Here is a 23,637-nt window from a genome sequence, read left to right as displayed (position 1 = left end):
TCAGTTTTTTTCGCGGTAACCCATCAGCTCTTTGGTGTAAGCCAGACCAATGCTGTCGAACGCGCGCGGGTAGTTCTTAAGCAGGACGAGCACGTTGTCGCGGGTGAACTCATCCGGCAGCGCCCAGCTATCAACGATTTCCATCAGATAATCGGCCTGCGGCTCAATAGCGGCTTTCTTGCTTGCTGCATCCTTTTGCAGTTTCTCATCCATGGTACGCAGCTCTTCCAGCGTCTTATGGCGGAAGGTGAAGGTCAGTTTGCCGTCTTCGGTACCGGCACGCGGGATGCTGGCAGTTGCGGAGAAGGTTGGGTTCGGGATTAGGGAGAATTGGGTCATGGATTCATCTCAGAATGGCCCGGAGAACCGGGCCTGATTGGTTAGCTGATAGTAACGGTGCATGCCGCCGACGTTAGGGTCTTGCCTGCGGCATCGGTGACTTCGCAGGTGTAAACGCCAGCATCAGTGGATGAGGTGGTCGGGATGTTGAGCGTCGAAGCGGTTTTGCCCGGAATGGCGGTACCGCCTTTCTTCCATACGTAGGTGTAAGGCGCTGAACCACCCTGCATGACAACAGCCAGGTCCAGAGGTGAGCCAGAGGCAACAGACTTGGTTGCCAGCAGGTCTGTCAGGAACGCCAGCGGCACAGCGGAAGAGTCAGCGATCGGGTAAATCTGCATATCCGATTCGAAGTTCATGCGCGCTTCGTTGCTTTCTACGGCGTTGATTTCAGTCTTTGGAACCTTCTGGAATGAGACTTTCGCAGAATAGTAACGGTCAGCCTTGCCGCGCTGGTTGTGGAACCAGATTGCCGTCGTATCGCTTGACTCATCCAGTTCAACGAGTCGTTTGTAGATGGCGAGCAACGGATCGTGAGCGAAGGTATAGACCTGAACGACCGCGTTTTTAAACGTCGGGATAGTACGAGCCTTATCATCTTCCAGGAACTGCACGCTAATGGTCTGCTGGTCGCCACCTTCGGTAGATAAGGTCATGACCTGTGGCATGGTGATCCACGAGTCAATTTTGCGAAGCGTGCCCGCGCCAGTACCGGCCGGGAATTTATTGGTATCGGTGGTATCGAACGCTTCCAGCACGATTTTGGTACCAGTGACCGACTTCACGCGAAGTACCATGTTATCGAGCTTCAGCCAGCCAGAGTTAACCTGGACAACATCGCCAGCCAGAATGCCAGCAGCCGAGGCAACGGTCAGTTCGCATTCCGTCGCATTGGATGCCGCAGTAAAGGTAATTGCGGCCAGATAGGCCTTGGCCACGTTTACACGCGACCCGTTAGGGATTGCGAATGCCATTGCATTCTCCTGAATTTAGGTAATAAAAAACCCGCCGGGCGGCGGGTCAGTAATCAGCGCGATATTGCATGCTGATGGGGATTGTATAGGTGATGGAGCCACTACTACCGTTTGGTGCAGAGGTCGGGCGATCCTGTATTGGTGAGCGAATCTGTGGCGGCCCGTTGATGTAAACCGTCAGGTCACCACCCACCAGCGGGAGTCCCTCGGGGAAAGCGTCAGCGATGGAGAGAGCCAACCCTCTGGCCTGGTTCACTCCGCTGCCGGCCGGGGCGATAATGTTGACCTGCAAGATTCCCTGGTACGTGCGCAACTGGCCTTCCAAATCCTGCCCCACCGTCTGCGCAGGCAGAACATAAACCCGAGCATAGGGCGCATCCGGGGGGTCGAAGGCAATATTCGGCCAGGCTACTGGCAGCCCAAGCGATGAGCAGATAACCGCAATGCGGCTCTCCAGTAGTTCAGCAATTCGCATTGACTGGTCACTGGCCATTGCGCACCTCGCTCATTGCCTCACGGAACAACTGCGCGGCATCCAGCGCAGTGATGCCCACCATGCCGCCGGGTGCCTGGCCGGAATGCCCGTTCTCCAGTGCTGCCGCATATGGCAGGTTATTGGTGAAGAAAATCGAGCTGACCTGGCCTACCCGGAACACCTCGAGCACCGCCAGGCCGCGGGAGTTGGACCCCTGGCCGGAGGCATCAGGTGTATCGTTGGATTGGGTAGGCTGGCTATCAAAGCCCACATACCAGTTGTTCTTGAAGCGCCCGCCGACATAGCCGTCAGGCTTTTTGATGTCCATCGAGTCGTTCACTCGCAGCCCGCGCTTAAGACGCCCCGATTTGGTCAGGTTGGCCGGGTCATCACGCAAAGCCGCGTTATGCTCCCGCACAACATCGTTATAGGCCGATGCCGTCTGGTTGACCTGCCAGATGTCGGGGTTACCAATTGGTGACATCTCAACGAGCTGAGCCAGGATTTTAATGCCCGTCCGGCGCACCACCTCGTCCATCTCCTGCTTGGAGCTATCAACGAACAACTGAATGGCAGCCAGGAACGGCTGATTAGCTGTGCTGGCCATACTCACGCCCTCAGTTGGATGTTGTAGGAGATAAGCACATCAGCAGGCTTAACCGGATTCGGCTGCACTACCCGCCACTTTTTTCCGTCAATCTCGATGCGGTCATCGATACGCACTTCCGTTTCGAACGTGGCCGCCAGTTTCTTATCGCCGGTGGCGATCAGGGAGCCGTCGATTTCGCGTGCTGAGTATTCAGTGACAACGCCGGTCACGGTCCCGTTAACAGCAGGAGTGGTTACCTCTTTGCCGAACTGATCGCGGGTTGTGGTGCCGCCGCGGGTCAACGGATAGGTCTTCCCGTTCTCGGTTAGCAGGCGGGTTGCCGTGTTGCGCATGCGGCGGTAGTCGATTGCCATATCATCCCCTTTCTATGCGGACCTGATTGCCGCCCACCACCAGCCCGCGCAGCGAGGAATAAAACCAGGGGAACGACGGTGCAGCCTTGTTCGTGCCCGGTTCGTACTGAACTGTCACAGCGCCCTCGACGCGCTCCATTGTCACTGCACCACCACCGGCAACCGAAGGCGTGAGGTCAATCTCCTGCGACTCGATAGCCAGGCGACACTGCGCATCAACCAGCCGTTGTGGGATGGTGTCATCCGACAGGTCAACGCCATCAAAACGAACGCCAGAGCGAGGCCAGGATAGTGGCTGTGAAGCAACACTACGCTGCCCGCGCCATGACTTACCTTCCAGATAATCCATTGCCTGCATCAGCATCTGGCCACACTCACCATCATCGGCAGGTACGGTATATCCGCGACCCGCCGCGAACGCGCGCAAGTCAACAACGCTGGCGTAAGTGTTAAAGTCTGGCGAATGAGGATCGGCCACCAGCATGGTTATTCCTCCAGACGCCAGTCCAGCGCCAGCCAGTTGTCAACTTCGTCAGGATGAACATCAGCGCTCAACGGGCCGCCGGGGAACTCAGGGATATCACGCACCATGACCACCAGTTCAATGCCTGGCTGTTCCTGCTGCTGTTCCTGCTGCTGTTCCTGCTGCTGTTCCTGCTGGGCAGGAGCATGTTCAGTGCCGTTCTGCGCCGCAAGCTTTTCAGCCTCGCGCTGTGCGCGCTGCTCTCTGGTCAATCCGGCCATTGGGCCTCCTGAAAAACAAAGGGGCCGAAGCCCCTGTGGTTAGCCCATGATGATGGCGGAATGGCGCGGCGCCACGGCGGCCACACCCCACGCCAGACCGACCTCGTAACGCACCTGACGGTACTGACGGTACAGAGCAACCTGGAAAGTGATGCCTGATACCGGATCGGTCACGTTCATGACGTCATCGGCAGTATCGCCACCTTCAGGCATCGCAGGGGTGCGACTCGCCAGCAGGAATGCACCGCGGTCAAACGCCATGTTCGGCGTAAACTCGCTGAGCACAGTGACGGCGGCCTGGTCAGCCAGATCCTGACGGAGGCCTGGTGCGCTGATGGTAATGCTGGAAGACGTTGCTGCCACAACCAGGTACTGGTTGTCATCACCATCAAACTTCACAGCAGTGCCCGCAGCAATGCCGCCGGTGCCCGCCGAGATAGCAACGATGATATCGCCCTCTTTCTTGGCACCGTTGACCTTGTAACCAGCCGCGGTGCTTTTCGCGGTGCGCTTAATGCTGAAGGACTCATGGAGGTTGAAGCCCATGATGCGACCGATAACACCTTCACGCAGCAGTTGGTCAGTGCCCGCCTCGTTCGCTTTGAACAATACGGACTGCTTACCACGAATGGATGCCATCGCTTCGCCGCCAAGCACCATGCGCAGGTCGGTGGTTGGCGCGCCGTTATCGGTCAGGATTTGGCGTGCCAGCGCAGCATCAGACAAATCGTCTTTAACGCTGAACGGGGTATCCTTCGGCGTACCAACTGCGCGCGAGGAGTTGAAATACAGCGCGGCCAGATCAGCATCCACTTCGTTGGCAAGAGCACGAAAAGCCTGTTTGAACTGATCTGCCAGGATGGTGTTGTAGGTTCCTGCTGGGCCAAGCGCCAGCTGCTCTTCACCATTCCATTTCACTGGAGCCATTTTGGATTTGGTGATTTTTACATCCACACCGCCGATAGTCTGATCACCAGAATTAGGTGCAGACGGCCCTGGAACGATATCTTCAGTGGTGGCCGGAGGCGCAACTGGTGCACGCACGGTCTGGTCTTTGGCAGCTGCATCTGCTTTAGCGTCACGCGCCACCGCAGGAATAAAACCAGTTTGCTCGCGGGACACTACATCCAGCGCGGTATAGATGGTCGGGATCAGACCAGTTAAAGTGTTCATAAGATATTTTCCGTGAAAATTAATGAGATATATGTTGCTCTTTCCAGAGCTTGCGCCGCACCCCATCCGAGGATAAGCTAGGGATTAAGCCTGTTATTGATGGTATTCAAAAATGAAAAAATGCTTGGTTGATGGTTGTGAGCGGGACGCAAGCTCCAAATCTCACGGTCGTAATGGATATTGTTCTGCGCATTACCAGCGCTTGCGCATTCATGGCGACGCCCTTGCTTACAAAAAAATTACAAAACCTTTTGAGTTCAAAAAATGTCTCGTAAGTGATTGCGAGCGGAGCGCCAATCGGGTCAATGGTGGCAAATGCGGCTACTGCTCAATGCACTACCAGAGATTTAAACGATTTTGTGATCCGCTCGAGATCAGGTCAGTACCATCACCTGCTAAGGATTTCATCGAGCAGCACAAGCTATATGCTGAAGATAACTGCCTCATATGGCCGTTTCATCGCAATAAAAAGGATGGATATGGACGCATTCATGAGGCGCGCACTGAAAAACTGCTAACCGCATCACGGGCAATGTGCATTGCCGCTCATGGAGAGCCGCCAACGGATCGACATGAATCAGCACACACATGCGGCAAAGGGCATGATGGCTGCGTTAACCCCAGACACCTTTATTGGGCTACGCCAGAGGAAAATCAGGGTGACCGAGTGATTCACGGGACATCAAACCGTGGTGAGGCGCAATGGAACCACAAGCTTACGGTTGATCAGGTGCGAGAGATAAGACTCATGCTCAACAGCCACACACAGCGCCAACTGGCTGATGCCTATGACGTATCAGCAAGAACCATCCACAACATCAAAACCCGAAAAACATGGGCTTGGCTCGATTAATCGACGATGGTGACGCCGTCTTTCAACGCGGTTTGCTTACCCACGCCATCCAGAGCGTCAAACGCACCGCGTTTCATGGTTTTTTGCCCGGCCTGATGCTGCGACTGGTGGGAACCGCCACCGCTGTTGCCGGACGCTTTGAGGATGTAGTCTTTCTGCGGATGCAACTCGACCAGAGATTCCAGCGCTTCATCGAAACCAGCCAGTTCACCGGGCTTGGTACGGGAGAACACTTTGTTGCCCTGCCCGTCGTACGCCACGACCTTGCCGTCTTCAATTTTGAAGTTCTGCCCGAAGTGGGAACGCACAAACTCAGCCGGGATTGCCATCTTCTCGGAGATGAATTTCGAACCACCGAAGCGGCCGCCAATCATTTCGTCGTAGAGTTGGGTTTCCAGCGCCTGGTTTTTGCCGTTCGCTTCGTCCAGTTGTTGCTGGAAGACCTTGGTGATTTCGGCTTTAACCTGGTCAACGGCTCCAGCATCAATCAGCTTTTTCTGGTCGATTTTGGTCATCATTTCCAGGGCTTCGAGCGCCCTGGTCGGGTCGGTGATACCAGCGAATTTGGCGAGACCGGCTTCCGCCGCTTCCTTCGCCTCGCGGTGAGTTTTCGCCTCACCATTCAGCGAGGTGATTTTGGTCATCGCTGCGACCGCGTCGAACGGGATTTCTTTGCCGTCATCATGGATATAAACCGGCATACCGTTTTCAACGACCACATTTCCGTTAGCATCGAGTTTGAGTTTCATTGTTTTGCTCCAGCCTTCCGGCCATTAATGGTGGGTCATCCGACCCGGTCACCGCGTCGCATCCGCTCAGCGGCAGGCATAAAAAAAGCTGCCCGGAGGCAGCCTTGATTTGTTTGCAATAAAAAACCCGCCGGAGCGGGTCAGTGATCACCTCAGAACGCCTGTTCTCAGGCTATACTTCACCTCGAATTGAAAGCAGCATATCTTTCAGAAGGGCAACTTGTGCTTCTGCTGCAATTCTGCGATCTCGTTCAGTTTTTAGCTTACCAAGCAATTGCGTATTCTTTTGCTTAAGACCTTTCACTTCGTGATTATTGATAATTTCACGCTCGGAGTTCCATGGGCGGTCAACCTCATAGTAAGCATCTTTCTGATTTGTCATATTAACCTCGTAGCTGGTTGCGTAGATAATGGAGTCCGGCACACAGTCTACGTTCTGCGCCTTCGGGAGCTACCCTAGCCGGACGCGATTATTGTAGCACTTATTCGAAAGCAGCAGCATCAATTCGCCGCAGTTCGTCCAGGGTCAGGAACTCCCCGGCATCGTTGAACATCTCCGGTACAGTGATTTTGCCGTCACGCAGCATCATGGCGCGGGTAATGCCCAGTACCTGTTCCTGCCGGGCGTACGGCTGCCGCGTTAGCCATTCGGCATAGCTGGTATGCGCTGGGATTTGGCCGTCCATGCTCGCCCTAGTTGCGTTGCTCAGCTCGCCTGATGCTATCTGCAACTCTTCCCACGATTTGGTGAGAAGAACCTCTCCGGATCTGCAGCAGTAGTGAATGCGGCCCGGGCCTCGGAGGTAAGGGATTTCATGTCCCAGCGGTTTGCCGTCGAGCGTGTAGAGCTTCCTGTCCCGGATGACGCATTGGGGAGTTGTATGCGTGTCGAGCGTAGACGACCACTGCTTGGCCTTCACGATATCGCTGTTGGCCTGGGCGAAGTCCTGACGTGCCGAGGCGGCCATATGGTTCACCGCCGTGCGCGTCACCACAGCCAGGTCACGCCGGGAGGTGTTGATCACCCCATCCTCGCGGTTGAGTTTCGGCGTACCGGCAACGCGCTTAACGATTTGCTCTACCGTTTCGCCCTGAAGGAACCCGGAGCGTACAGCATTGGTGATTTTGTCCAGCCGGTCAGCTTCAAGCTTCTGGCCCCATTCCTTCAACAAGCGCCCCTGGAAAGGCTGCGTCACAGCTGCGGCGTAAACCTGCTCAGGTGCGATGCTCTGGAGCGGAACGTGCTGGAGAATCTGCTTCGGAATGATGCTGCTGAACAGGTCCAGTTGATACCCGGCCTCATACTCAACGTAGCGAGTCAGTTCGCGCGCCAGCGCAGTATTAACCGGTTCATAGGCCTGCTGGTTGAGGTCACGCACCCCCACCAGCAGCGATGCCAGGCGGCGAGCGCTATACGTATCGGCTCGCTTGCCGTCCAGCAGCACCAGCAGTTTGGCAGCCAGGTCAGCATCAAGCCTGTTCAGCAACGCCACCATGCGCCGGGCGACGCCCGTGCCGTAGCGATTCACATACAGGCCGTGCGCTATCGTCTCATCCTGGAGCTGGTCATTGACGGAACGGGCCATGTCACACCTCGTCTATCGTTCTGGTATCCAGAGAGGATGATTCGGCCAGCAGCTCGCTCAGCACCACATCAGGATCCGCATCCGCGTCGATGATGTTCAGCTTCTGCAGCGACTTAATCGCATCCACGCGACGAATATCACCGCCCTGGCGCAGCGACTGAATAGCCAGCGCCGCCGGAGGGTTGAACTCTTTCGACTCGACATCCAGCTCAGTACGGACATCGACGTTGCCCCCCTCTGCCTCACCGATGTACTCAGCCATGATTTGCAGGATGTTGTCGATCGCATCTTCCAGGCTGGTCGCCATTGTGTAGAGCGGCGACTGCTCCTGCATCTTCTCTTCAGACGTCTGGTCAACCGACTTCGTAGAGGTGTTGTCAGTACGCAGCAACTTCGCGCCCGCCTGGCGCATTTGCTCTACCAGATCGCTCAGTGACTCTTTGCCAGCGCCGATTGCCGAGCCAGTATGTTCAACATACTCAAGCCCGCCGGTCTCCCGGTTGCTGAACTGAGTTGCCGATGACGAGCCAATCACCAGTTCCTGGTCATCCTCCAGCCCGAACACCGTCAGTATCGGCACCCGGGCAACATGCAGAATGTTGTCCTGCTCGCTCTGGCTCTGCCAGTGCTTGACGTTCAGCAGAGCCATGTTAAGCAGCGGCGGTGAGCCACACATAAAGCCTGTGCGTTTGGTGTAGAGCGTGATCAGGGTGATATCCCTGCGGGAGGTTTCCCACTCTTCGTGCAGCGTCCAGTTAGCCTGGGCATTGTCGCCAGTGGCCTTGCGATAAATCTCAACTCTGCCGGGCGTCAGCAGTCGGATCTGCTCAACCTTGGTCTGCCCGAAGTCGTCGCCATCTTCGACCACCACCTCTTTGATGCGTAGTGCTGTGAGCTGAACCTTGCCGCCGACCATCTTCGACTTCCAGCCAATCACCTGGCGGGGATTGAGCATGGTGACGTATGGTCGCGCGCCAGTGGCTTTCTCGTCCGCCTTGGTCTTCACCTGCTCGGCGTCTACGCGGGGATAGTCCACCAGCGCATGAGAGAGGCCATACTGCATCGCCAGGCTGAAGAACGCCTGCGCCCACACATCGAGGCGACTGCCTTCCAGATCCACATCCTTCGCAAACTCGCGCAGCCGGTCTGGGACGTTCTCACCAAGCTGGATTGGCTCAGCAAAAACGCGGCCCACATTCTGGTTGATGGTTTCTTCGTACGCCGGCAGCAGCGTGGCCACAGCTAGGCGCTTTTGGTAATCCTCTTTGTCCTCTTTCGGCCAGCGCGGGAGATAAGCTTCGCCAAGCTGGCGCATATACAGCGTGCCGCCCATCAGGGCGTCGTTGATGTCCCACGCCTGCACCATGTTCCCATAGTCCAGATTGGGTGTTGAAATATCAGGCATGGGGTTAGAGCCTCAGATTGGTGACTTTGCCGACTTTCTTCGGCGGTGAGTGCAGGACGGCGTAGCGCGTGCCATCCCAGTCGTGATCTTCCTGCTGGGTGTCTACATCGTCAGGGTTCTTACTGTCGCGCACGAGAACCGGCACACGGCTTATCCAGCCCCGGCAGTAATCAAACACGTAAAACGCTGGTTTCTCAGGCGTGCCTGACTCCAGTTTCTTACCTTCAATGACGGCCTCGAGCATGTCAGCAAACAGGGCCGCGCCGTTCACACGCGATCCCGGCTTCTTGTTGGATGGAACCCATTTAACGCCCTGCGATTCCATCTTCTGTGCAATGGAGAGCTCATCATCGCCGGTGTTGTAAATAGCGCCATCTGCAGGGCCTGGAACAATTTTCTTGCAGATGCCGGGCATGATATTCAGCTGCCCCTGCGTAACCCCGTTGAGCTTTATTTCTTCGGGTTCCGCCAGTTCTTCTCCCACCAGCCGTTTATCGACCCACGCCACGCCCTTAGCAACGTTGGTGGATGACATATTCAGCCCTTTGTTCAGCTCATCAGGCGGGCAGCCGTACCACTCGCCAATGAGGATCAGCGACCCGGCAGGCGGGCAGAACTGGCGACCATCAGGCAGCTCAGCGGTGGTGCCGTCAGCCCGCGCCCACCAGAGGTTGGAGAACGGCTTCGATTCTCCCCAGTCATGAGAGCGGTCAACCGTCCAGCTATCGGGAATGCGGAACGGCTTAATCACGTGATGCGAGGCATTCCACAGATGGTCAAAGCGACCACCGCTGGTGACATCCCATGAACCCTCTACCCAGGCTTTGCGCCGGTTAGGGTCTTTGATTGCCATCAGCGTCGCGATGTACTGCGGATCCAGATACGGGTTCTCTTTGAACGAACCGTGGATAGCGACACGCGTCAGCGTCACGTCCTCTTCTCGCTCGGTCTGAGGGTTAAACACCTTCTGCGTTTCGCGAATGATGGTGCCGCGCGGCGCAGGCTCAATGAAGCGCTTCTTAACCCATGTGTGGCCGATGCCAAACGGGTTTGTGGTGCTGAATGTCTCCAGTGGAATCGGCTTCAGCAGTGAGCCATCATCCCTCGGGTAGTTCTCGGGCCGAAAAGATGATCGCCGGCAGGAGAACATCATCTCGTAGAACTCACCCGACTGCTGCTTGGTCAGCTCGTTAAACCCGATAAACGGGAACTCCTGGCCGTGGTAATCCCAGTAGTCGCCCTCTTCTTTCCCGAAGCGGAACAGCAGCTCCTCACCAGTCGGCCACACCCAGCGCAGCTCAGATGCTGAGGCCAGATATCGGGCACCGTCGTTGAACAGGCGATACATACGCTTTGACTGGGTGATGATGTCGGTGAGGTTTTTATACTCGGTATCGAATATCACACCACGCCAGAACGAGCCGTAGCCCAGACCAACGAGACGCCGGAAGCGCGCCAACTGCGCGGCGGTTTTACCCGGCCCGCGCGTTCCCTCGTAGAGGATTTCGTTACATGGGCAGCTCAGGGAGAGCGATTGCGATCCCGGCAGAGGTTTCCATACGGCTTTGTAATTCATCCACCAAGAACCTCGCTCTGCTGCTTCTGTGCTGCCGCTTCCCAGCCTTCAACGCTATCGCAGGACGGGACCGGCATAACGTTATGAGTCGCAACCACGCTTTGCTCTACTTTTTGTTTGTTCGTGTAGACGTCGCCTACGTCTTTAGCGGCCTGCTCCAGTAGTTGGGCCGTCATCCCGTAGTTCTTCATGCCTTCAGCGTTAACAGCCATGCGATTAAGGACGCGCAGCCGGTACGCTTTATTGGCGATCGGAATATCTGAAATCTCGGTCTGGAAGCGCTCACGCGTGGCATTGAAGAGGTCAACCCATTTTTTAGCCAACCCTTTTCCGCTAACCTTCGTCGGATCGTGTGATTCGACTTGCTGAGGGGTAACTTTTATGCCGAAAGTTTTTTGGACGGCATCGACCACAATCGACAGGGTGTCATAGCATGCAAGCATCTGAATGATGAAGGCTTTCACTTCTGGTTTTAGTGCAGCCATAAATCACCATCCTTCCAAAGCATTCCAAATTTATGCCAGCTTCAACATGCAAGTCCCGCACGCTCTGGCGATGTTAAGTTTTGCCACCTCTGCAGGTTGATTGGCTGCGTCCACCAGTTCTTGCACGTCAGTGCTGGCACCGTAACGGCGTACAACACCAACGAACTCTTCGACGTCGTGGCCGCGCAAAGTAAGCACTGGCTGTCCGGTCTCTTTGTTGAACTTCGGCGCACCAAAATCATCGGTGGCCTGGCCGATGTGGTAAAGCTCATGCTCCACCAACGCGCAGAATTCGAGGTCGCTGCATTGGGAGCAGTAATCAGCCGCCAGAGTGATGATGTACTTCGGGACACGCCCGAACCATTCATACATCTGCTGTTCCATCCGGGCCTTTTGCCAACCACCAGCACGCAGCATTACCTGTTCAGCCTGGCCGAGTACATAACGCCCTTTCTTCGCGAACGAGTCTGACGCCCACATGAAGCACATGTCAGCATCAATCAGGTGCACATGGTCTGGGTTGTGAATGCCGCCCTCGTCACTGAGGATTTGGCGATTTACCCACTCATTCACTTCATTGGCGGGTATGAGTCTGGTGTAGGGCTGCCAGTTATCGGTATCGATGAAGTTAACTGGCGGATATGGCCTAAGCTCGTCAATGTTCGGCATTGGTCACTCCATTTATCCCCTACAGGGTCTATTTGTGTTTTATCCGCTCAAGGGGATATCCATTATCAAGCCCACCCGCAGATGAGCTTTGGAATGGCTACTTCATCAGTGATGCGGCGTACTCAATCAGGTAAAGCTTCGGGGCTAACCAGATTTTCAGCCACGTCATATCAATGATGAGCCCGCCCGCCGTAACGACATAAAGACAGACAGCAAATCCGAATATGATTGATAGTGGGCTGATATCTCCGTCCCTCTGCCATACAAGGGTAGGCTTGAATTTCGGCTTATTTCGCTCCCAAGAGCATCCTTCATCGCCAAATGCACCGTCTTGCTCACGCTTGAGCGTGCCCCTGATAAACTTAATTGCAACCGGGACGGTCGCCAGAAGAATCAATGTCACCAGCAGACTTTTGGTGAATTTCCACACCAGCAACTGATGAATCACATCAGGGATCTGCGACTGACTAAATGACACCGCAGCATCAATACCGCTGACCGCCTTCTGCAATAACTCAACGAGTATTTTGTTGGCTTGTTCGTTCATTTACCCCCCTTCTGGCAGTTCATCTGCCACGATTTGTTATGAGCCAGCACATCACGCTTGGCCTGCTTGTCCATGACGGCGATGTCGTTTTCCGTGAGATAGATTGGCTTCACCCAGTCACAACCGGTGTCGATTAACTCAACCTTTGCGGGTCCAGTTTCCGCGCAGCTCACGATCAACATCGTCATCAGGCATATGGCTAACAGTCTGCTGTACATTGCTGGCCTCTTTGGTTACTTCGACGCGGCGTTCGGCGGCTGCTTTGGTGGCTGCTGCGTTATCGTCAGTACGCTGCTTATCCGCTTTGGCTTCGGCCTTTTCACGTCCACGCATGCTGCCCAGACCGAACGCTGCGAGCACCATCAGTGCGGCAGCGGCGACAAACGCCAGAATGGCTTTCAGCTTTGTCATAGGCTCACCCTTTCGCGTACCCAGCCGTAGATGAACGACTCGTTAGCCGGGCGCTGCTCTGCCAGCTCAAGATAACGCTGACCCTGGCTGCAGTTCAGTGCTCGGAGCAATACTGCCTCCCCTTCACTCCCGCGCTTCGCCAGGAACGATTTCAGGGCGCTGATGCTGCGCGGGCCAATCTGGCCGTCGGCAATCAGGTCCGGATAAAGCTTCTGCTGGTCATTAAACGCGTTCAGCCAGCGCTGGAACCATTTCACCTGGACAGATGGCCCCATGTTCACGCCAGTGTCGCAGAGTTCGGCGGCGATGGCTGGTGAAACAGTTGCTACCTGGTCGAAGCGTGGGCCATACCAGTAATCAGCCTCGTAAATATCCATAGCCTGCTGCCTGGTCAGGCTTCGCATATCACCGGCATAGCCATGGGCGCGCGCCGTTGCCTGAGTAATTCCCCAGTTCGTCGGGCCACCTTTGTCGTCAGGATGGTTAACATAGCCGCCCTCTTTACCGAGGATGCCGTTAAAGATGTCGTCTTTGGTCATCAATCAGTCCTTACGACTTTTGCCAGATTGCCATGGGCGCGCCATACGGCGATGAAGATGGCGGCATTGAGAAAAAGCTCCCCTGGGTCAACGTGGGTGTATTGACCCAGGAGGATACGGAATGCGGTGAAGCCGGCGGCGAGTATCAGCAGATATGCCATCCAGGCGTAGCCCGGCCGGTGCGTCTTCCCCACCTTGCTGAAAAACATCAGGCGAATAACGATGCCCAGGCAGACGAACGCATTGGCATCAAGGATGACGGTATGCCATATCATTTCTCTTCCTCCTCCAGCCCTGGCATCTTGCCGCGCCGTGATTTGGCGACGATTCGAAGCAGGACTGCGACGGAAACAGAAGCGGCCACCAGCGCGCCAACGTTCGGCGACACCTCAATACTCACCGGCGGCTGCAGCAGGCCGAGCGCCGTGTTAATCACGCCTGCCAGTATTTTCGCCATCGGCACGGAGAAGAAGACCCCGCCCATGAATGAGATGACCGCAAACAGCATCTGCTTCCAGAGTTGATGAGGTTCTGATGTCAGCACGTACATTGCCGCACCGGCGAGAGCGCACAGCATGACGCCGGGCGTTGCCTCCGGAAACATTGAGGCGAATGTAATTCCCACCGTGGCAGATGCTGCCCCAGTGGCGATCGTGATTGGCTCAGACATATGGATTCCGTGTGTAGGGGTTCAGGCTCTCGGGCTGATTTAACAACAACACACGTCGAGGAGTTTTCCCGGAGCCTGAAAAAGAAAAAGGCCGCAAAATGGCAGCCTCTAAAAATTATATGCCACTTCCCGGAGTGGCCACGCTCATGCCCTTGAGGTGCTGTCGCTCTATCGCCGCTGATAACCGGTGCGCGTCTGGCGTTCGCACTGCTCTACCGGAGCTTGTTTTGATCTATGAACCCTTACCCATCGCTACACAGGCTCGCTCAATGGCGACTCGGGGCAGCATCATGACTGCTGCATTGCCTTTCGGCTGCGGTCTATCCGTCTACAGGTGCATTTTTTTACCCCCCAGAAACGCAAAAGCCCCACGGTGTTAACCGCAGGGCTTGAAACGAAGGCATTAACCCATCGTTGGGATAAAATTAACACAGATTCGGGAAAAGTAAATAGCTCGAATTAATTTCCATAATCCCTATCGCGTTATCTGTTTCAGCTGTGCTTCGGCCCAGGCTTCTTCGATATCAAATTTCGTGATTAGTTGATCGTAGAACGGTTTAACGGACTTCTTCCACGTGTCCAGGCTGATGGCATCCGTAATCTGGCAAACCGCTGCGTGGGCCTCAGTCGACGGGATCCGCTCGTACCCGCGACCGCCGCAGCGCTTACAGCCGGCCATAACCGGAACACCCTGCCTCTTCGTTTCTTTCTGGTCTACGGCTTTACCGCGCCCCCGGCAATCACTGCAGGCGCAACTTACAACCTTCTTACCCTTGCAGGTCGAACACAGTACGCGGGCCACCTCTTTCACCTGGCGCTTAACCTCGAAATCACTGGGTGACTGCTTCAGGTCTTTTGCCCACTGAGGGAGCCTCATGGTGTAGTGCGATTTCATCGTGAATACGTCAGCCTCAATAAACCCTGTTCCGGCGCAGCATTCGCATTGCTTCACGCTGGCGGCGCTGCGGGAATAGTCCTCAAACGCGAAGGTGGCAAGCTGATGTATAACCAACGGCTTAACCCCGGCGGCGAGCTTGCGCAGCGCGGCAACCTTGTCGCATTTGGTCAGCGCATACTCGGCCAGCAGCGAGATCGCCCGCTCCCTGTCGTTCTGGCTGATGCCCATCTTCCCAAGGAAAGCGCTGTAGCCCAAAGCGGCGCGCTCCTGCGTCATGCCCATGGCAGCCATGATATCGGTGCCGGTCAGTGAATCTGAGGCGGTAGCGCGCGGAGAGTCGCTAATCAGCGTGGATTTTGCGAAGTGGTATTTCACGGTGTTTTCAAGATTCACGCTGCGGCCCTCTTTGGCTGTTTGGCTTTAGTCTGGTTCTGGCTATGTTTTGCTACTGGCGGCAGTTTGGCGCGCATGACGCTTTCGGCCTGGTACCGGATAATCTGTTCTCTGGTCATACAGCCACCTTCGCTATCGCCTTGTAGGCCCGCAGGACGTAGGAGCTTTTCCCATATAGCGTTATCTGGAAGATCAGCCCCTTTGATTCCCACGAATTAACTGGTGAAGCCGCCAGGCCAGCATCAGCGACACGTCTGGCTCGACTAAGTTGCCAAAACGGGCCAGTCAGCCAGATGCGGGCATGGGTACCTTCGTCGCTGTAAGTGATTTTCACGCTGCCTCCTGCTGTTTCAGTTCTTTGAGTTTTGCGCGGTACTCATCGCGGATTCGGATGTAGTCGTCGCGTTTCCATTTCGGTAATTCGTGGGGGCCCATCAGGACATCAAAGCGCGCTTGGCCGATTTTGGCGATCAGCGCCGGGCGGTATGCGGTCAGGTTGCCAGAAAGGTGGTTATTACAGGGGGCGCATTGCCGATGGCAATTGTCCTCATTGAAGCGCAACTCGGGGTTAGCCCCGGTGGTGCGGTAATGCCCTGCGTGGTATTGCCCGTTATGATGGCGACCGCAGCTGATGCACGGCAGATGCCGATCCCGGTACCGGATGAATTCGTTGAATGCCTGCTGGGCTTGCTTAACGAAGTGGCTGAGTGGCTTCACCGCTTGGCGACGTTCGGCCTGCTGCGCCCGCTGTTCTTTCGCCTCCTGGCGCTGACGCTTCACCTCCTTGCGCTGCGCATCCTCCCGGGCTTTTCTGGTCTGTTCTTTGCTGTATGCGCTGGCGCATTCGTACCCACACACGGTTTGCGTGTCGCGCGTCGGGTGGAACCACTGGCGGCATTCTTTGTTGGCGCACTTGCGGCGCGGTAGCTTAGCCATGCTCAACCCCACGCCTTGTTTTGCCATACACGGCTCGGGCGCGGCGCTTTATCGCCTTCCGGCAGCTGCGCGCTGACGGTCCAGGTGATGTTGTCGCGGTTCAGGCTGCGCTCGACTTTGATGCCACGGCGCTGGTAGTTAGCCACCAGCTCGTCGGCCTGCTCGGTGGTGCATTCGTGATGATGGAACCAGCTGTATTTCATCGGCATCACCCCCCGAAGCTCATCAGCTGCGCAGCGGCATTCTCGGCCTCGTCCTGCGTGCGGAATGGCTTGGACAATATCCAGCGCCACAGAACATCCAGCGCGGCCTTGTACAGCTGCTGGAACTCGATTTCGCCCATGTTCGCGAAGGAGATGCTGCGGGGGTGTTTACGGAGTGAGCCATCAGGCAGTTTGATGGTGTCGTAATGCCCGGCTTCGACGATGACCCATGCCCGGTACGCTTCGTATGATTTGCAGAGGCTAATGCCGTTGGTGACGCGTCGCCCGGCAACCTGTTCGAGGTACTGCTCAGCGGCACCCTGCAACGCGTTTGCACTGCCGCCGTACGTCGACAGGAAATTAGCGAACCCGGTCACCAGTTTGCGCTCGTTCGACGAGATAGCGCCGCCGGTAGGTTCCCAGTATTCGAAGCCGAGGTTAAGCAGCGCGAAGAAGCGCCGATGGAATGCGGAGTTGCGGGGTTGTCTGAACCTGGCCACCAGCACGGCGCCAAGCTTAATTTTTGATTGCAGAATTTCACTGGTCTCGGGATTAGCCGGGATCAGGATTCCTGGGGACTGCTTGATTAGCTGTAGTTCGTGCGCCATGGGGTTCTCCGTGGCGCATCAGGCATAGGTTGTTCAGGCCTATGGAATTATGATATCAGATTATCAGGAGGTGGTGTAATGCCATAACCGCAGCGCTTCAGGAATTTAACCATCGAGCTGTGAGTGAACACAATCTCATCCTCCAGCATCGGACGTAGTGAAACTATCCCGTTCTGGCGGTAGATGAGATGGCGGTGTTCTCCGCAGAACGAACCGACCACACGGCCATCTGAGCGCCGCACAATGTCATACCAGTCATCCACGCCATCAACGTTTCCAGCCACAACCCCCTCCTTTCGCAATCCACCAGGCCAGCTTTCTGCCTTTAAATCTGGCGGTGGCTGGCGAAATAAGATTAAAAAACATCACTGTTTATTTATACAGTATTTATTCCATTTGCCAAAGTATGCACAAAAATGGTGGCGCTACGCAATAGCATTTATCCTACTGATTTAAATAAATTTTCAGCCTCACATTTGTGCGAAAAATGATCGTTTAATTTAACAATTCGTGCGGCAAAAATGACGTTGCTAACCTACTGAATCATTGGCTTCGACACCTGCCGACACTCGACGTCATGACATGCGTCATCTTCCAAATGAAAGTGATTAACATTAAGCGTTATTGATGTGTTGCGTGAATGTGTTCGCTTCTTAATCGATTTGATAGATCGATTGGATGTAATCGATCGGTAAAATCGATCATGTGGAGGTGGTGCAAACACCTGTCGTGAAAAAGGCCTCCAGAGAGGCCTTGGTTGTCGATATGGGGATTCCCATATCGCTTGTATGGTAGGTTACGCTGCCCGTCGCGATTGACACAGCTCCGGCAGATTGGCCCTCACCAGCGCCTCAGCGAACGGCGGCGGCACAGCATTACCGCAGCGCGCAACTTGCTTATCCTTCGCGTACTTCACGCCCCGATAATCCTGGTCGATGATGTACCACTCCGGAAAGCCCTGCACCCGGTATAGTTCATGCGGTTGCAGCATGCGCATGCCGATATCAACGATGCGGTAAGTGATGCCGTCTACGCTGACCAGCCCATCGCAATCCTCGCCGCAGTATTCCCGCAGGAACGCCAGCGTCTGCTGCGCGCGGTGCTCGTCATATCCATCAGCTGCCAGCGTGGTTTTAACCTCCCCTACGTGCTGGCCACCAGCGGTAAGCCCAGGCGCTGGCGCGTCAACAACGCGCCCATCCCGGCAAGTACCGCGTAGCATCACCAGATGCGAGGCCACGACCGCATGATGATCAACGGTTGTCACTGAATGCGCAGGCTCGTCCAGGCTCACGCCCGGCCCGGTATAGTTGCCGCCGTAGTGCTTAATTAAGTTGGCCGTTACCAGTTGAGATTTCCCGCCCCCGCCAGCAGTGATAGCACCGCTGGGTGCATCAGCACGATGGCCGACGCTGGCCCCGAACTGCCTGGCGATCACCGGCGCAACGACACATGCGCGGGATTCTTTCAGGATTGTATGTGCAGGTTTATCCAGTGGGCGTGGCTTCGCCTGGTACTCACTGCCGCCGTTACCCGCCAGGAACGGCGCAAGGGTCGGCTCCGCAATTGCGTAGCCAGGGCTTTTAGTAACAGTCTGCAGCGGTTCGCCCAGCAGCTGACCCCGGAAGCAGTCGTAGTTCGTTTTGGTGCTGGTGTGGTTGCACTTCACGATGAACGGCGATGCGCTCTCGATAACAAAGCGCTGAATGCCGCGCGCGATCCGCTTCAGCGTGTTCTCTGCCAAAGATTTTTTACGGTCAAAAATACTCGGGGCCGGAATTGACCAGTCGATACATTCCGCCGCGGTGCGCCATGGCGCCAGCTTGCCGCCCTGCACCGCTGGTGTTTTCGGATCGCCGTAAGTCGGCTCCGGCCAGGTCACCGGCACGCCATCGCAGCGCATCACCATGAAGAAACGCTTCCGGATGGTCGGCGCGCCAAAGTCGCACGCGCGCAACTCGCGGTGGTCAACGGCATATCCCAGCCCGGCAACAAGCTGCTGCGCCAGCTCGCCGCCAGCGGCAATACCCAGGAACTCGCAGCACTCCACCAGCGCCGGATGCCCGGCAGGGATGCCGCCAGACAGCATGCCGCAGAACGCCTCGAAGGTTTCACCGGTGCGCAGGGGATCCGGGCGCAGCCCGCCATCCTCGGCAGCGATAAGCGGCCCCCACGTTTTGAACTCCTCCACGTTCTCCAGCATCATGACGCGTGGCCGCACCGCCAGCGCCCAACGAATAACGATCCACGCCAGGCCGCGAATCTCTTTCTCCACCGGCTTTGAGCCTTTGGCCTTCGAGAAGTGGCGACAATCTGGCGAGAACCAGGCCAATCCGACACGGCGGCCGGCGGTCGCAACCTTCGGACGCACCGCGTAAACCGATTCGCAATAGTGCAACGTATCGGGATGATTTGTGGTGTGCATAGCAATCGCGTTCGGGTCGTGGTTGATCGCAATATCCACGCTTCGCCCGGTAGCCATTTCAATGCCAGTGGATGCCCCGCCACCACCAGCAAAATTATCAACAATGATTTCAGAATGAATCACGCGTATTTCTCCATGGCAGTGGCCAGCGAACGCGCCGCGGCTATGATCGTCGGTACCGGCATTTTTTCCAGCCACATGCGGTTGATATGGTGCTGCAGGCGGCGCTGGTGATGCGCCGGGAGTTCCCCGGCGACTTCAACCTGAGATAAGACCATGCCAACTTCAGCAGGCCAGACTGTTTCAGGCACTTCCACCAGCAACAGACCTTCCAGCTCAATCACGCGTTTACAGGCGTACTCGAGTAATGGATCCACTATTTCACCTCAGACGATTTATCAGCAGCGGCTTTCCGGCACTTCTGAAGCTCACTAGCAGCAGCACCTGCAAGCTCAAGCAACTCTGCCATCCTCCTGGCTTCCTTCTCCGGGCGCTGACGGTAGAACGACAATGCGCTCATGATGCGCAGCTGCAGCGTTACAAGCTGCTCGGCTGTTAACTGGTTAGCTGGGTCTGTTAAGTTGATTGTCATGCTGCACCTTCCTGATATTTTTCGAACCAGAACACAACTGGTTTTTCCACTGTCTCGATAAGACCGAAACGCTCTGCCGTGCGGAAGTTCATGCTGCTCTTGCGCCCGCGCTCAACCTGAAGAGATACTTGCTTTCTGAACATTTCCAGCGAATAGGATGTTTTCAAAAGGTTGCAAGGCGCACATGCTGGGAACATGTTTTCCAGTCTCTCAGCTTCTGGCCTGTAGAATTCACCCGTCGCCTTCAGTTTGAAAATGCCTTTCGCAGCGGCTTTCATACACTGCTCTGATTTGCGCAGCACCGCCTCAACATGGTCGGCGTGCCAGCCTTTCTCTGGTAATTCACAGCCACAATAAGCACAACGGCCACCGAACTTCATGCGCAGCTCTGCGCGTTGTTTCTTCGTCAGTGCCATCATGCGTCTCCTTCGATAACCGGAATTCCCGCAGCGACGACAACTCCATCAGTCAAATTGGAGTTCTGGCGGTTAGAGCGACATACCAGCGCCCAGAAGTTCATATCGCAAATCAGTGCGACGCGCATTTCGGCAGTAAAGCGATAGCCGAGCTTATTTGACTTGCCAGCTGAGCGCCGACGCTTGCGCATTAACTTGCGCACGCGTGCCGCATTCACTTCAACCTGACGATGCCTTGAGGCGTAAACACCCTTCGCTGGTATTTTTCGCGCCTGTTGCTGGTAAGCAGTTAACAGGTCATGTACATCTGTTGATTTAGCCATTCCTCTGCTCTCCTTCGATAACCTGGATGCCAGCGGCGGTCAGTGCTGCGATAACCTCGTCAGCGTGCATTAGCGGCCCATCCTGCCATGATGATTTGGCCCCCACTCGACGTGGCAGCTTCACGGTGACTGTGCGGGACTCCAGCTCTGCCAGTCTGCGCTCAGCTAATTCCGCGCGAGCATCAAGCGTCACGTTAGCGGCGCAGAGTTTTTGCTCCGTTCCTTCCAGCTCGGCGATGCGCTTCTCTGCTGCGTCCAGGTCTTCGCCAAGTTTCTGAGCCATGTGGAACCAGTTCTTACGCAGTTCCTCTTTCGTCTCCAGCGCCTCTACCAGCGCCTTGACGTTGGCTGGAGTTGACGCGTCGTTATGGGCAATAAGCGCAGTAATGTCAGATTCAAGTTGTGCATTTTCTGCAAGCGAGGCATCGAATAGCCCATCTGACGGCATAGCGCTAAGTCGCTCATGTGCCCCTATTGCTTTCTCTGCTGCCGCTTTCATGGTCGCCATCAGTGCGGTGATATCGTTCATTGGACTGACTCCCATGGATATTGGTATTCGCCATTGGCAAAAACCATATTTATGCGGTGTGGTACCTGCATCGCTATTTCAGGATGCATGTCTTTGAATGCCACGCAGTGGAGTTTATGCAGCCACTCATGGGCGTCTGCTGCTCTCCCCCCATGGGGTTATCCCTGCCAACTGAATGATTTCGTTTACGGAACAAATATCAACGCGCGAGTAATGGCCCGTCATGCGTTCTCGCATCTCTTTGGCCGCCTTCATGAAGAGCGTCACCTGCATGGGATCGGAAAGGTCGACATATGGGAAAACAATCATGTCGAAGACATTCCGTTTTTTTTCATGCATGCGGATAACCGCAGGAGAAAGCTCACCAGAGCCCATGCCTAAAAAATTCTTTACTGCCTGAACCAAAATTGCGCTCATGATTTGGCTCCTTGGCGTAACTGAGCGGCGAACGATACAGAGTCTTTGGAATTCTGCTCCAGCCAATCGACAAGCGATTCCATGTCCGTTACTGCTGGATTGTCTAAGATGCTGTCGTAGACGTGCTTAGCTTCAGCAGCCCGCACTTCAGCCAGGTACGCGTCGGTTGCTGGGGTTTCGACCATATCAACCAGTTGGTAATCGCAGGTCTGGTATGTGTGACACCTGTCAGAGATATGGACGCCCTCTGCGTCGAACCCGTCGGCCTGTTGAATCACAACTCCCCATGAAACGCGGCGGACATCTTCATCCCAACCATCAAAAGCATCATCGCGATAGGCGTCGATTTCAGCTTGCGCGGTATCTATGGCATCCTGTTTGTTTGCGAAGTAATCGAACCCATATTCAGGTGCAAATGCAAAATACGTAACGCCAGTCTTCAGCCCCGCATTCTCCACCGCAAGCTCAGCGCACTTGCTCTCAACGTTAGCTAATTTCACTGACAGTTCGAGCACCTGCGCTTCAAGCTGTTCGTATGTTGGTTTCATGCCTGCGCTCCTTCCAGTGCTGCTGCGATTTCTTCAAAGAACTTCTCCCGGGTGTGACTTGTCATCGCCGGTACAAATGCCGCCATCAGCATGGATTGGTCGCATTGCTCATCATCGGAAAGCAGAACGATTTTCTTATCCAGGCGAACTTTTGCCTCCTGCAACTGCTCGTTCCGGCTGGCGCGCTGGAGGTACTCGGCGATAATTGCGATCGCCTTTTTGGTCTGTTTCACAGTGATTTCGCTCATGACTCACTCCCGATTTTTACGATCGTTTCCAGCAGCAGGCAGCGGCGTGTTTTCTCACCAAAATGGCGGCGGCCCGTGTCTTTGTGGTACATCTCGTTCTTTCCGGCACACCACATGCTTTTCGTTTCGTGCAGTTTTTTACGCTGCGGGCCGTCTTTTGTGATGACGATGCCGGTGTGGGTTTTCACGATGCTCATTTCACTGCCCTCAGATGCGATACGTTCTTGCGGTAGCTGCCCCAGTCGAAGTTCACCCAGATGCCGTTATCCATGGTTAAGCGGTCGATAACGCGAAATCCCAGAGAATCCTGAAGCCCTGCATGGTTCAGGTTCGTCAGCACGCCCACCGGCTTCATCGAGGACAGGCGGCGGTCAACGACCTGGTTCAGAATAACCTTCTCGCCGCTGCTTCCGCGCTGAATGCCGACCTCGTCCAGCACCAGCAGGTCAACTTTGCAGAGGTCATCCAGCAGGGAGGCTTCCGACTGGCCGCCGTCGTAACACTCGCGAACCCGAAGCATCAGATCCGGAATGGTGACGACCAGAACCGTATGGCCGGCAGCCAGGAGATGGTTGCCAATCGCCGCGGCAAGATGGTTTTTGCCAGTGCCAGGTCCACCGCTGAACACGAAGCTTGCGAAGCCAGCCCCGAAGTTCTGCGCGTAGCTTTTCGCCATGGTGTAGGCCTTGCGCTGCTGCTCGCTGGATACTTCGTAGTTGGCGAACGTGCAGCTGCGGTGCAGGCTCTGGATGCCAGAGCGACCGAAGATTTTCTCAGTGCGCGCTTTCTGGTTCATTCGGTTCAGTTCCTCGCATTGTTTCAGCCCTTCCTCCCGCTGCCACGCCAGCAATTCAGCTGCCTTCGTGAACTTCGGCTGTACGCCGGGCGGAATGAGTTTCTTCAGGCGCTCAAGCGCGCTGCCAGTACCAATCATGTTTTTCAT

Annotated in this window: 40 protein-coding genes; 1 reads left to right on the top strand and 39 read right to left on the bottom strand. The window is 55.6% G+C overall.

The features are described 5' to 3' along the window. Genes AB2B48_RS04600 through AB2B48_RS04565 form a run of 8 tightly spaced genes read right to left on the bottom strand, consistent with a single transcriptional unit; the run spans window position 1 to window position 4,668 of the window. Entirely contained in the window at window positions 1–339 is a 339-nt protein-coding gene (locus AB2B48_RS04600) for a phage tail assembly chaperone (protein ID WP_368300936.1), read from the bottom strand. A 41-nt stretch (window positions 340–380) separates the two neighbouring features. After that, on the bottom strand, window positions 381–1,313 hold the full coding sequence (locus AB2B48_RS04595; RefSeq protein WP_368300935.1) for a phage tail tube protein: 933 nt from the start codon (window positions 1,311–1,313) through the stop codon (window positions 381–383). A 46-nt stretch (window positions 1,314–1,359) separates the two neighbouring features. Next, window positions 1,360–1,806, bottom strand: coding sequence for a phage tail terminator-like protein (locus tag AB2B48_RS04590; RefSeq protein WP_368300934.1), 447 nt, complete (start codon window positions 1,804–1,806; stop codon window positions 1,360–1,362). Continuing rightward, window positions 1,796–2,395, bottom strand: coding sequence for a hypothetical protein (locus tag AB2B48_RS04585; protein ID WP_368300933.1), 600 nt, complete (start codon window positions 2,393–2,395; stop codon window positions 1,796–1,798). Before AB2B48_RS04585 ends, AB2B48_RS04590 begins: the two co-directional genes overlap by 11 nt. 2 nt (window positions 2,396–2,397) lie before the next feature. After that, entirely contained in the window at window positions 2,398–2,751 is a 354-nt protein-coding gene (locus tag AB2B48_RS04580) for a hypothetical protein (protein ID WP_368300932.1), read from the bottom strand. A 1-nt stretch (window position 2,752) separates the two neighbouring features. Next, window positions 2,753–3,235, bottom strand: coding sequence for a DnaT-like ssDNA-binding protein (locus AB2B48_RS04575; RefSeq protein WP_368300931.1), 483 nt, complete (start codon window positions 3,233–3,235; stop codon window positions 2,753–2,755). Between the two features lie 2 nt (window positions 3,236–3,237). After that, the gene (locus AB2B48_RS04570; RefSeq protein ID WP_368300930.1) at window positions 3,238–3,495 is read right to left on the bottom strand and encodes a hypothetical protein; all 258 of its coding nucleotides are present in this window, start codon (window positions 3,493–3,495) and stop codon (window positions 3,238–3,240) included. Window positions 3,496–3,534: 39 nt separating this feature from the next. Next, a complete protein-coding gene (locus tag AB2B48_RS04565; RefSeq protein ID WP_368300929.1) occupies window positions 3,535–4,668 on the bottom strand; it encodes a P22 phage major capsid protein family protein in 1,134 nt (377 codons plus the stop codon). Between the two features lie 112 nt (window positions 4,669–4,780). Between AB2B48_RS04565 and AB2B48_RS04560 the strand changes: the two genes are divergently transcribed. Further along, the gene (locus AB2B48_RS04560; protein ID WP_368300928.1) at window positions 4,781–5,521 is read left to right on the top strand and encodes a hypothetical protein; all 741 of its coding nucleotides are present in this window, start codon (window positions 4,781–4,783) and stop codon (window positions 5,519–5,521) included. On the opposite strand, the gene AB2B48_RS04555 is transcribed toward AB2B48_RS04560, so the two are convergent. The 31 genes from AB2B48_RS04555 to AB2B48_RS04405 all read right to left on the bottom strand — a co-directional run bounded on the left by AB2B48_RS04555 (window position 5,518) and on the right by AB2B48_RS04405 (window position 23,637). Next, complete coding sequence (locus tag AB2B48_RS04555) at window positions 5,518–6,270, bottom strand: DUF6651 domain-containing protein (protein ID WP_368300927.1); 753 nt, start codon at window positions 6,268–6,270, stop codon at window positions 5,518–5,520. The two genes, AB2B48_RS04560 and AB2B48_RS04555, sit on opposite strands and share 4 nt — an antisense overlap. Before the next feature lie 172 nt (window positions 6,271–6,442). Then, window positions 6,443–6,652, bottom strand: coding sequence for a hypothetical protein (locus AB2B48_RS04550; protein ID WP_133166661.1), 210 nt, complete (start codon window positions 6,650–6,652; stop codon window positions 6,443–6,445). A gap of 100 nt (window positions 6,653–6,752) precedes the next feature. Next, window positions 6,753–7,856, bottom strand: a complete 1,104-nt coding sequence (locus AB2B48_RS04545; protein ID WP_368300926.1) for a phage minor head protein — start codon at window positions 7,854–7,856, stop codon at window positions 6,753–6,755. A 1-nt stretch (window position 7,857) separates the two neighbouring features. After that, complete coding sequence (locus AB2B48_RS04540) at window positions 7,858–9,261, bottom strand: DUF4055 domain-containing protein (RefSeq protein WP_368300925.1); 1,404 nt, start codon at window positions 9,259–9,261, stop codon at window positions 7,858–7,860. Between the two features lie 4 nt (window positions 9,262–9,265). Further along, the gene (locus tag AB2B48_RS04535; RefSeq protein ID WP_368300924.1) at window positions 9,266–10,837 is read right to left on the bottom strand and encodes a terminase; all 1,572 of its coding nucleotides are present in this window, start codon (window positions 10,835–10,837) and stop codon (window positions 9,266–9,268) included. Further along, on the bottom strand, window positions 10,834–11,322 hold the full coding sequence (locus tag AB2B48_RS04530) for a DUF2280 domain-containing protein (protein WP_368300923.1): 489 nt from the start codon (window positions 11,320–11,322) through the stop codon (window positions 10,834–10,836). The genes AB2B48_RS04535 and AB2B48_RS04530 overlap by 4 nt, the downstream gene beginning before the upstream one ends. 30 nt (window positions 11,323–11,352) lie before the next feature. Beyond that, the gene (locus AB2B48_RS04525; protein ID WP_368300922.1) at window positions 11,353–11,991 is read right to left on the bottom strand and encodes a putative metallopeptidase; all 639 of its coding nucleotides are present in this window, start codon (window positions 11,989–11,991) and stop codon (window positions 11,353–11,355) included. Window positions 11,992–12,088: 97 nt separating this feature from the next. Then, a complete protein-coding gene (locus tag AB2B48_RS04520) occupies window positions 12,089–12,538 on the bottom strand; it encodes a hypothetical protein (RefSeq protein WP_368300921.1) in 450 nt (149 codons plus the stop codon). Continuing rightward, window positions 12,535–12,720 (bottom strand): hypothetical protein, encoded by a 186-nt coding sequence (locus tag AB2B48_RS04515; protein ID WP_368300920.1) that lies wholly within the window; start codon window positions 12,718–12,720, stop codon window positions 12,535–12,537. Before AB2B48_RS04515 ends, AB2B48_RS04520 begins: the two co-directional genes overlap by 4 nt. After that, entirely contained in the window at window positions 12,677–12,949 is a 273-nt protein-coding gene (locus AB2B48_RS04510) for a hypothetical protein (protein ID WP_368300919.1), read from the bottom strand. The genes AB2B48_RS04515 and AB2B48_RS04510 overlap by 44 nt, the downstream gene beginning before the upstream one ends. Further along, window positions 12,946–13,488: a glycoside hydrolase family 108 protein gene (locus tag AB2B48_RS04505; protein ID WP_368300918.1), complete on the bottom strand. Its 543-nt coding sequence runs from the start codon at window positions 13,486–13,488 to the stop codon at window positions 12,946–12,948. Before AB2B48_RS04505 ends, AB2B48_RS04510 begins: the two co-directional genes overlap by 4 nt. Beyond that, window positions 13,488–13,763, bottom strand: a complete 276-nt coding sequence (locus tag AB2B48_RS04500; protein ID WP_368300917.1) for a phage holin family protein — start codon at window positions 13,761–13,763, stop codon at window positions 13,488–13,490. The genes AB2B48_RS04505 and AB2B48_RS04500 overlap by 1 nt, the downstream gene beginning before the upstream one ends. Further along, window positions 13,760–14,158 (bottom strand): putative holin, encoded by a 399-nt coding sequence (locus tag AB2B48_RS04495; protein WP_085668332.1) that lies wholly within the window; start codon window positions 14,156–14,158, stop codon window positions 13,760–13,762. The genes AB2B48_RS04500 and AB2B48_RS04495 overlap by 4 nt, the downstream gene beginning before the upstream one ends. Window positions 14,159–14,633: 475 nt before the next feature. Then, window positions 14,634–15,449 (bottom strand): antitermination protein, encoded by an 816-nt coding sequence (locus tag AB2B48_RS04490; protein WP_368300916.1) that lies wholly within the window; start codon window positions 15,447–15,449, stop codon window positions 14,634–14,636. Next, window positions 15,446–15,568, bottom strand: a complete 123-nt coding sequence (locus AB2B48_RS04485) for a hypothetical protein (protein ID WP_368300915.1) — start codon at window positions 15,566–15,568, stop codon at window positions 15,446–15,448. Before AB2B48_RS04485 ends, AB2B48_RS04490 begins: the two co-directional genes overlap by 4 nt. Beyond that, on the bottom strand, window positions 15,565–15,783 hold the full coding sequence (locus AB2B48_RS04480; protein ID WP_368300914.1) for a hypothetical protein: 219 nt from the start codon (window positions 15,781–15,783) through the stop codon (window positions 15,565–15,567). The genes AB2B48_RS04485 and AB2B48_RS04480 overlap by 4 nt, the downstream gene beginning before the upstream one ends. Then, complete coding sequence (locus tag AB2B48_RS04475) at window positions 15,780–16,385, bottom strand: recombination protein NinG (RefSeq protein WP_368300913.1); 606 nt, start codon at window positions 16,383–16,385, stop codon at window positions 15,780–15,782. Before AB2B48_RS04475 ends, AB2B48_RS04480 begins: the two co-directional genes overlap by 4 nt. A gap of 2 nt (window positions 16,386–16,387) precedes the next feature. Then, window positions 16,388–16,594: a hypothetical protein gene (locus AB2B48_RS04470; protein ID WP_368300912.1), complete on the bottom strand. Its 207-nt coding sequence runs from the start codon at window positions 16,592–16,594 to the stop codon at window positions 16,388–16,390. After that, window positions 16,594–17,196 (bottom strand): DUF1367 family protein, encoded by a 603-nt coding sequence (locus AB2B48_RS04465; protein ID WP_368300911.1) that lies wholly within the window; start codon window positions 17,194–17,196, stop codon window positions 16,594–16,596. The genes AB2B48_RS04470 and AB2B48_RS04465 overlap by 1 nt, the downstream gene beginning before the upstream one ends. 47 nt (window positions 17,197–17,243) lie before the next feature. After that, window positions 17,244–17,480, bottom strand: coding sequence for a hypothetical protein (locus tag AB2B48_RS04460; protein WP_368300910.1), 237 nt, complete (start codon window positions 17,478–17,480; stop codon window positions 17,244–17,246). A gap of 512 nt (window positions 17,481–17,992) precedes the next feature. Continuing rightward, a complete protein-coding gene (locus tag AB2B48_RS04455; RefSeq protein ID WP_368300909.1) occupies window positions 17,993–19,744 on the bottom strand; it encodes a DNA cytosine methyltransferase in 1,752 nt (583 codons plus the stop codon). Continuing rightward, on the bottom strand, window positions 19,741–19,998 hold the full coding sequence (locus AB2B48_RS04450) for a hypothetical protein (protein ID WP_368300908.1): 258 nt from the start codon (window positions 19,996–19,998) through the stop codon (window positions 19,741–19,743). The genes AB2B48_RS04455 and AB2B48_RS04450 overlap by 4 nt, the downstream gene beginning before the upstream one ends. Further along, complete coding sequence (locus AB2B48_RS04445; protein WP_368300907.1) at window positions 19,998–20,213, bottom strand: hypothetical protein; 216 nt, start codon at window positions 20,211–20,213, stop codon at window positions 19,998–20,000. Before AB2B48_RS04445 ends, AB2B48_RS04450 begins: the two co-directional genes overlap by 1 nt. Then, on the bottom strand, window positions 20,210–20,629 hold the full coding sequence (locus AB2B48_RS04440) for an HNH endonuclease (RefSeq protein ID WP_368301913.1): 420 nt from the start codon (window positions 20,627–20,629) through the stop codon (window positions 20,210–20,212). The genes AB2B48_RS04445 and AB2B48_RS04440 overlap by 4 nt, the downstream gene beginning before the upstream one ends. Next, window positions 20,629–20,952 (bottom strand): hypothetical protein, encoded by a 324-nt coding sequence (locus tag AB2B48_RS04435; protein WP_368300906.1) that lies wholly within the window; start codon window positions 20,950–20,952, stop codon window positions 20,629–20,631. The genes AB2B48_RS04440 and AB2B48_RS04435 overlap by 1 nt, the downstream gene beginning before the upstream one ends. Then, window positions 20,945–21,481, bottom strand: a complete 537-nt coding sequence (locus AB2B48_RS04430; RefSeq protein WP_368300905.1) for an ead/Ea22-like family protein — start codon at window positions 21,479–21,481, stop codon at window positions 20,945–20,947. The genes AB2B48_RS04435 and AB2B48_RS04430 overlap by 8 nt, the downstream gene beginning before the upstream one ends. Before the next feature lie 126 nt (window positions 21,482–21,607). Further along, window positions 21,608–21,898, bottom strand: a complete 291-nt coding sequence (locus tag AB2B48_RS04425; protein WP_368300904.1) for a hypothetical protein — start codon at window positions 21,896–21,898, stop codon at window positions 21,608–21,610. Beyond that, window positions 21,895–22,446 carry a hypothetical protein gene (locus tag AB2B48_RS04420; RefSeq protein WP_368300903.1) on the bottom strand — a complete coding sequence of 184 codons (552 nt, stop codon included), beginning with the start codon at window positions 22,444–22,446 and terminating at the stop codon, window positions 21,895–21,897. The genes AB2B48_RS04425 and AB2B48_RS04420 overlap by 4 nt, the downstream gene beginning before the upstream one ends. Beyond that, the gene (locus AB2B48_RS04415; RefSeq protein WP_368300902.1) at window positions 22,443–22,694 is read right to left on the bottom strand and encodes a hypothetical protein; all 252 of its coding nucleotides are present in this window, start codon (window positions 22,692–22,694) and stop codon (window positions 22,443–22,445) included. Before AB2B48_RS04415 ends, AB2B48_RS04420 begins: the two co-directional genes overlap by 4 nt. Beyond that, window positions 22,691–22,891 carry a hypothetical protein gene (locus tag AB2B48_RS04410; protein WP_368300901.1) on the bottom strand — a complete coding sequence of 67 codons (201 nt, stop codon included), beginning with the start codon at window positions 22,889–22,891 and terminating at the stop codon, window positions 22,691–22,693. The genes AB2B48_RS04415 and AB2B48_RS04410 overlap by 4 nt, the downstream gene beginning before the upstream one ends. Continuing rightward, window positions 22,888–23,637 carry an ATP-binding protein gene (locus AB2B48_RS04405; protein WP_368300900.1) on the bottom strand — a complete coding sequence of 250 codons (750 nt, stop codon included), beginning with the start codon at window positions 23,635–23,637 and terminating at the stop codon, window positions 22,888–22,890. Before AB2B48_RS04405 ends, AB2B48_RS04410 begins: the two co-directional genes overlap by 4 nt.

Origin of the sequence: Kluyvera sichuanensis (genome assembly GCF_040930405.1) — a bacterium.
Lineage (GTDB): Bacteria > Pseudomonadota > Gammaproteobacteria > Enterobacterales > Enterobacteriaceae > Kluyvera > Kluyvera sichuanensis.
The sequence above is the reverse complement of the archived record's forward strand: the minus strand, read 5'-3'. Positions and strand labels throughout refer to the sequence as shown.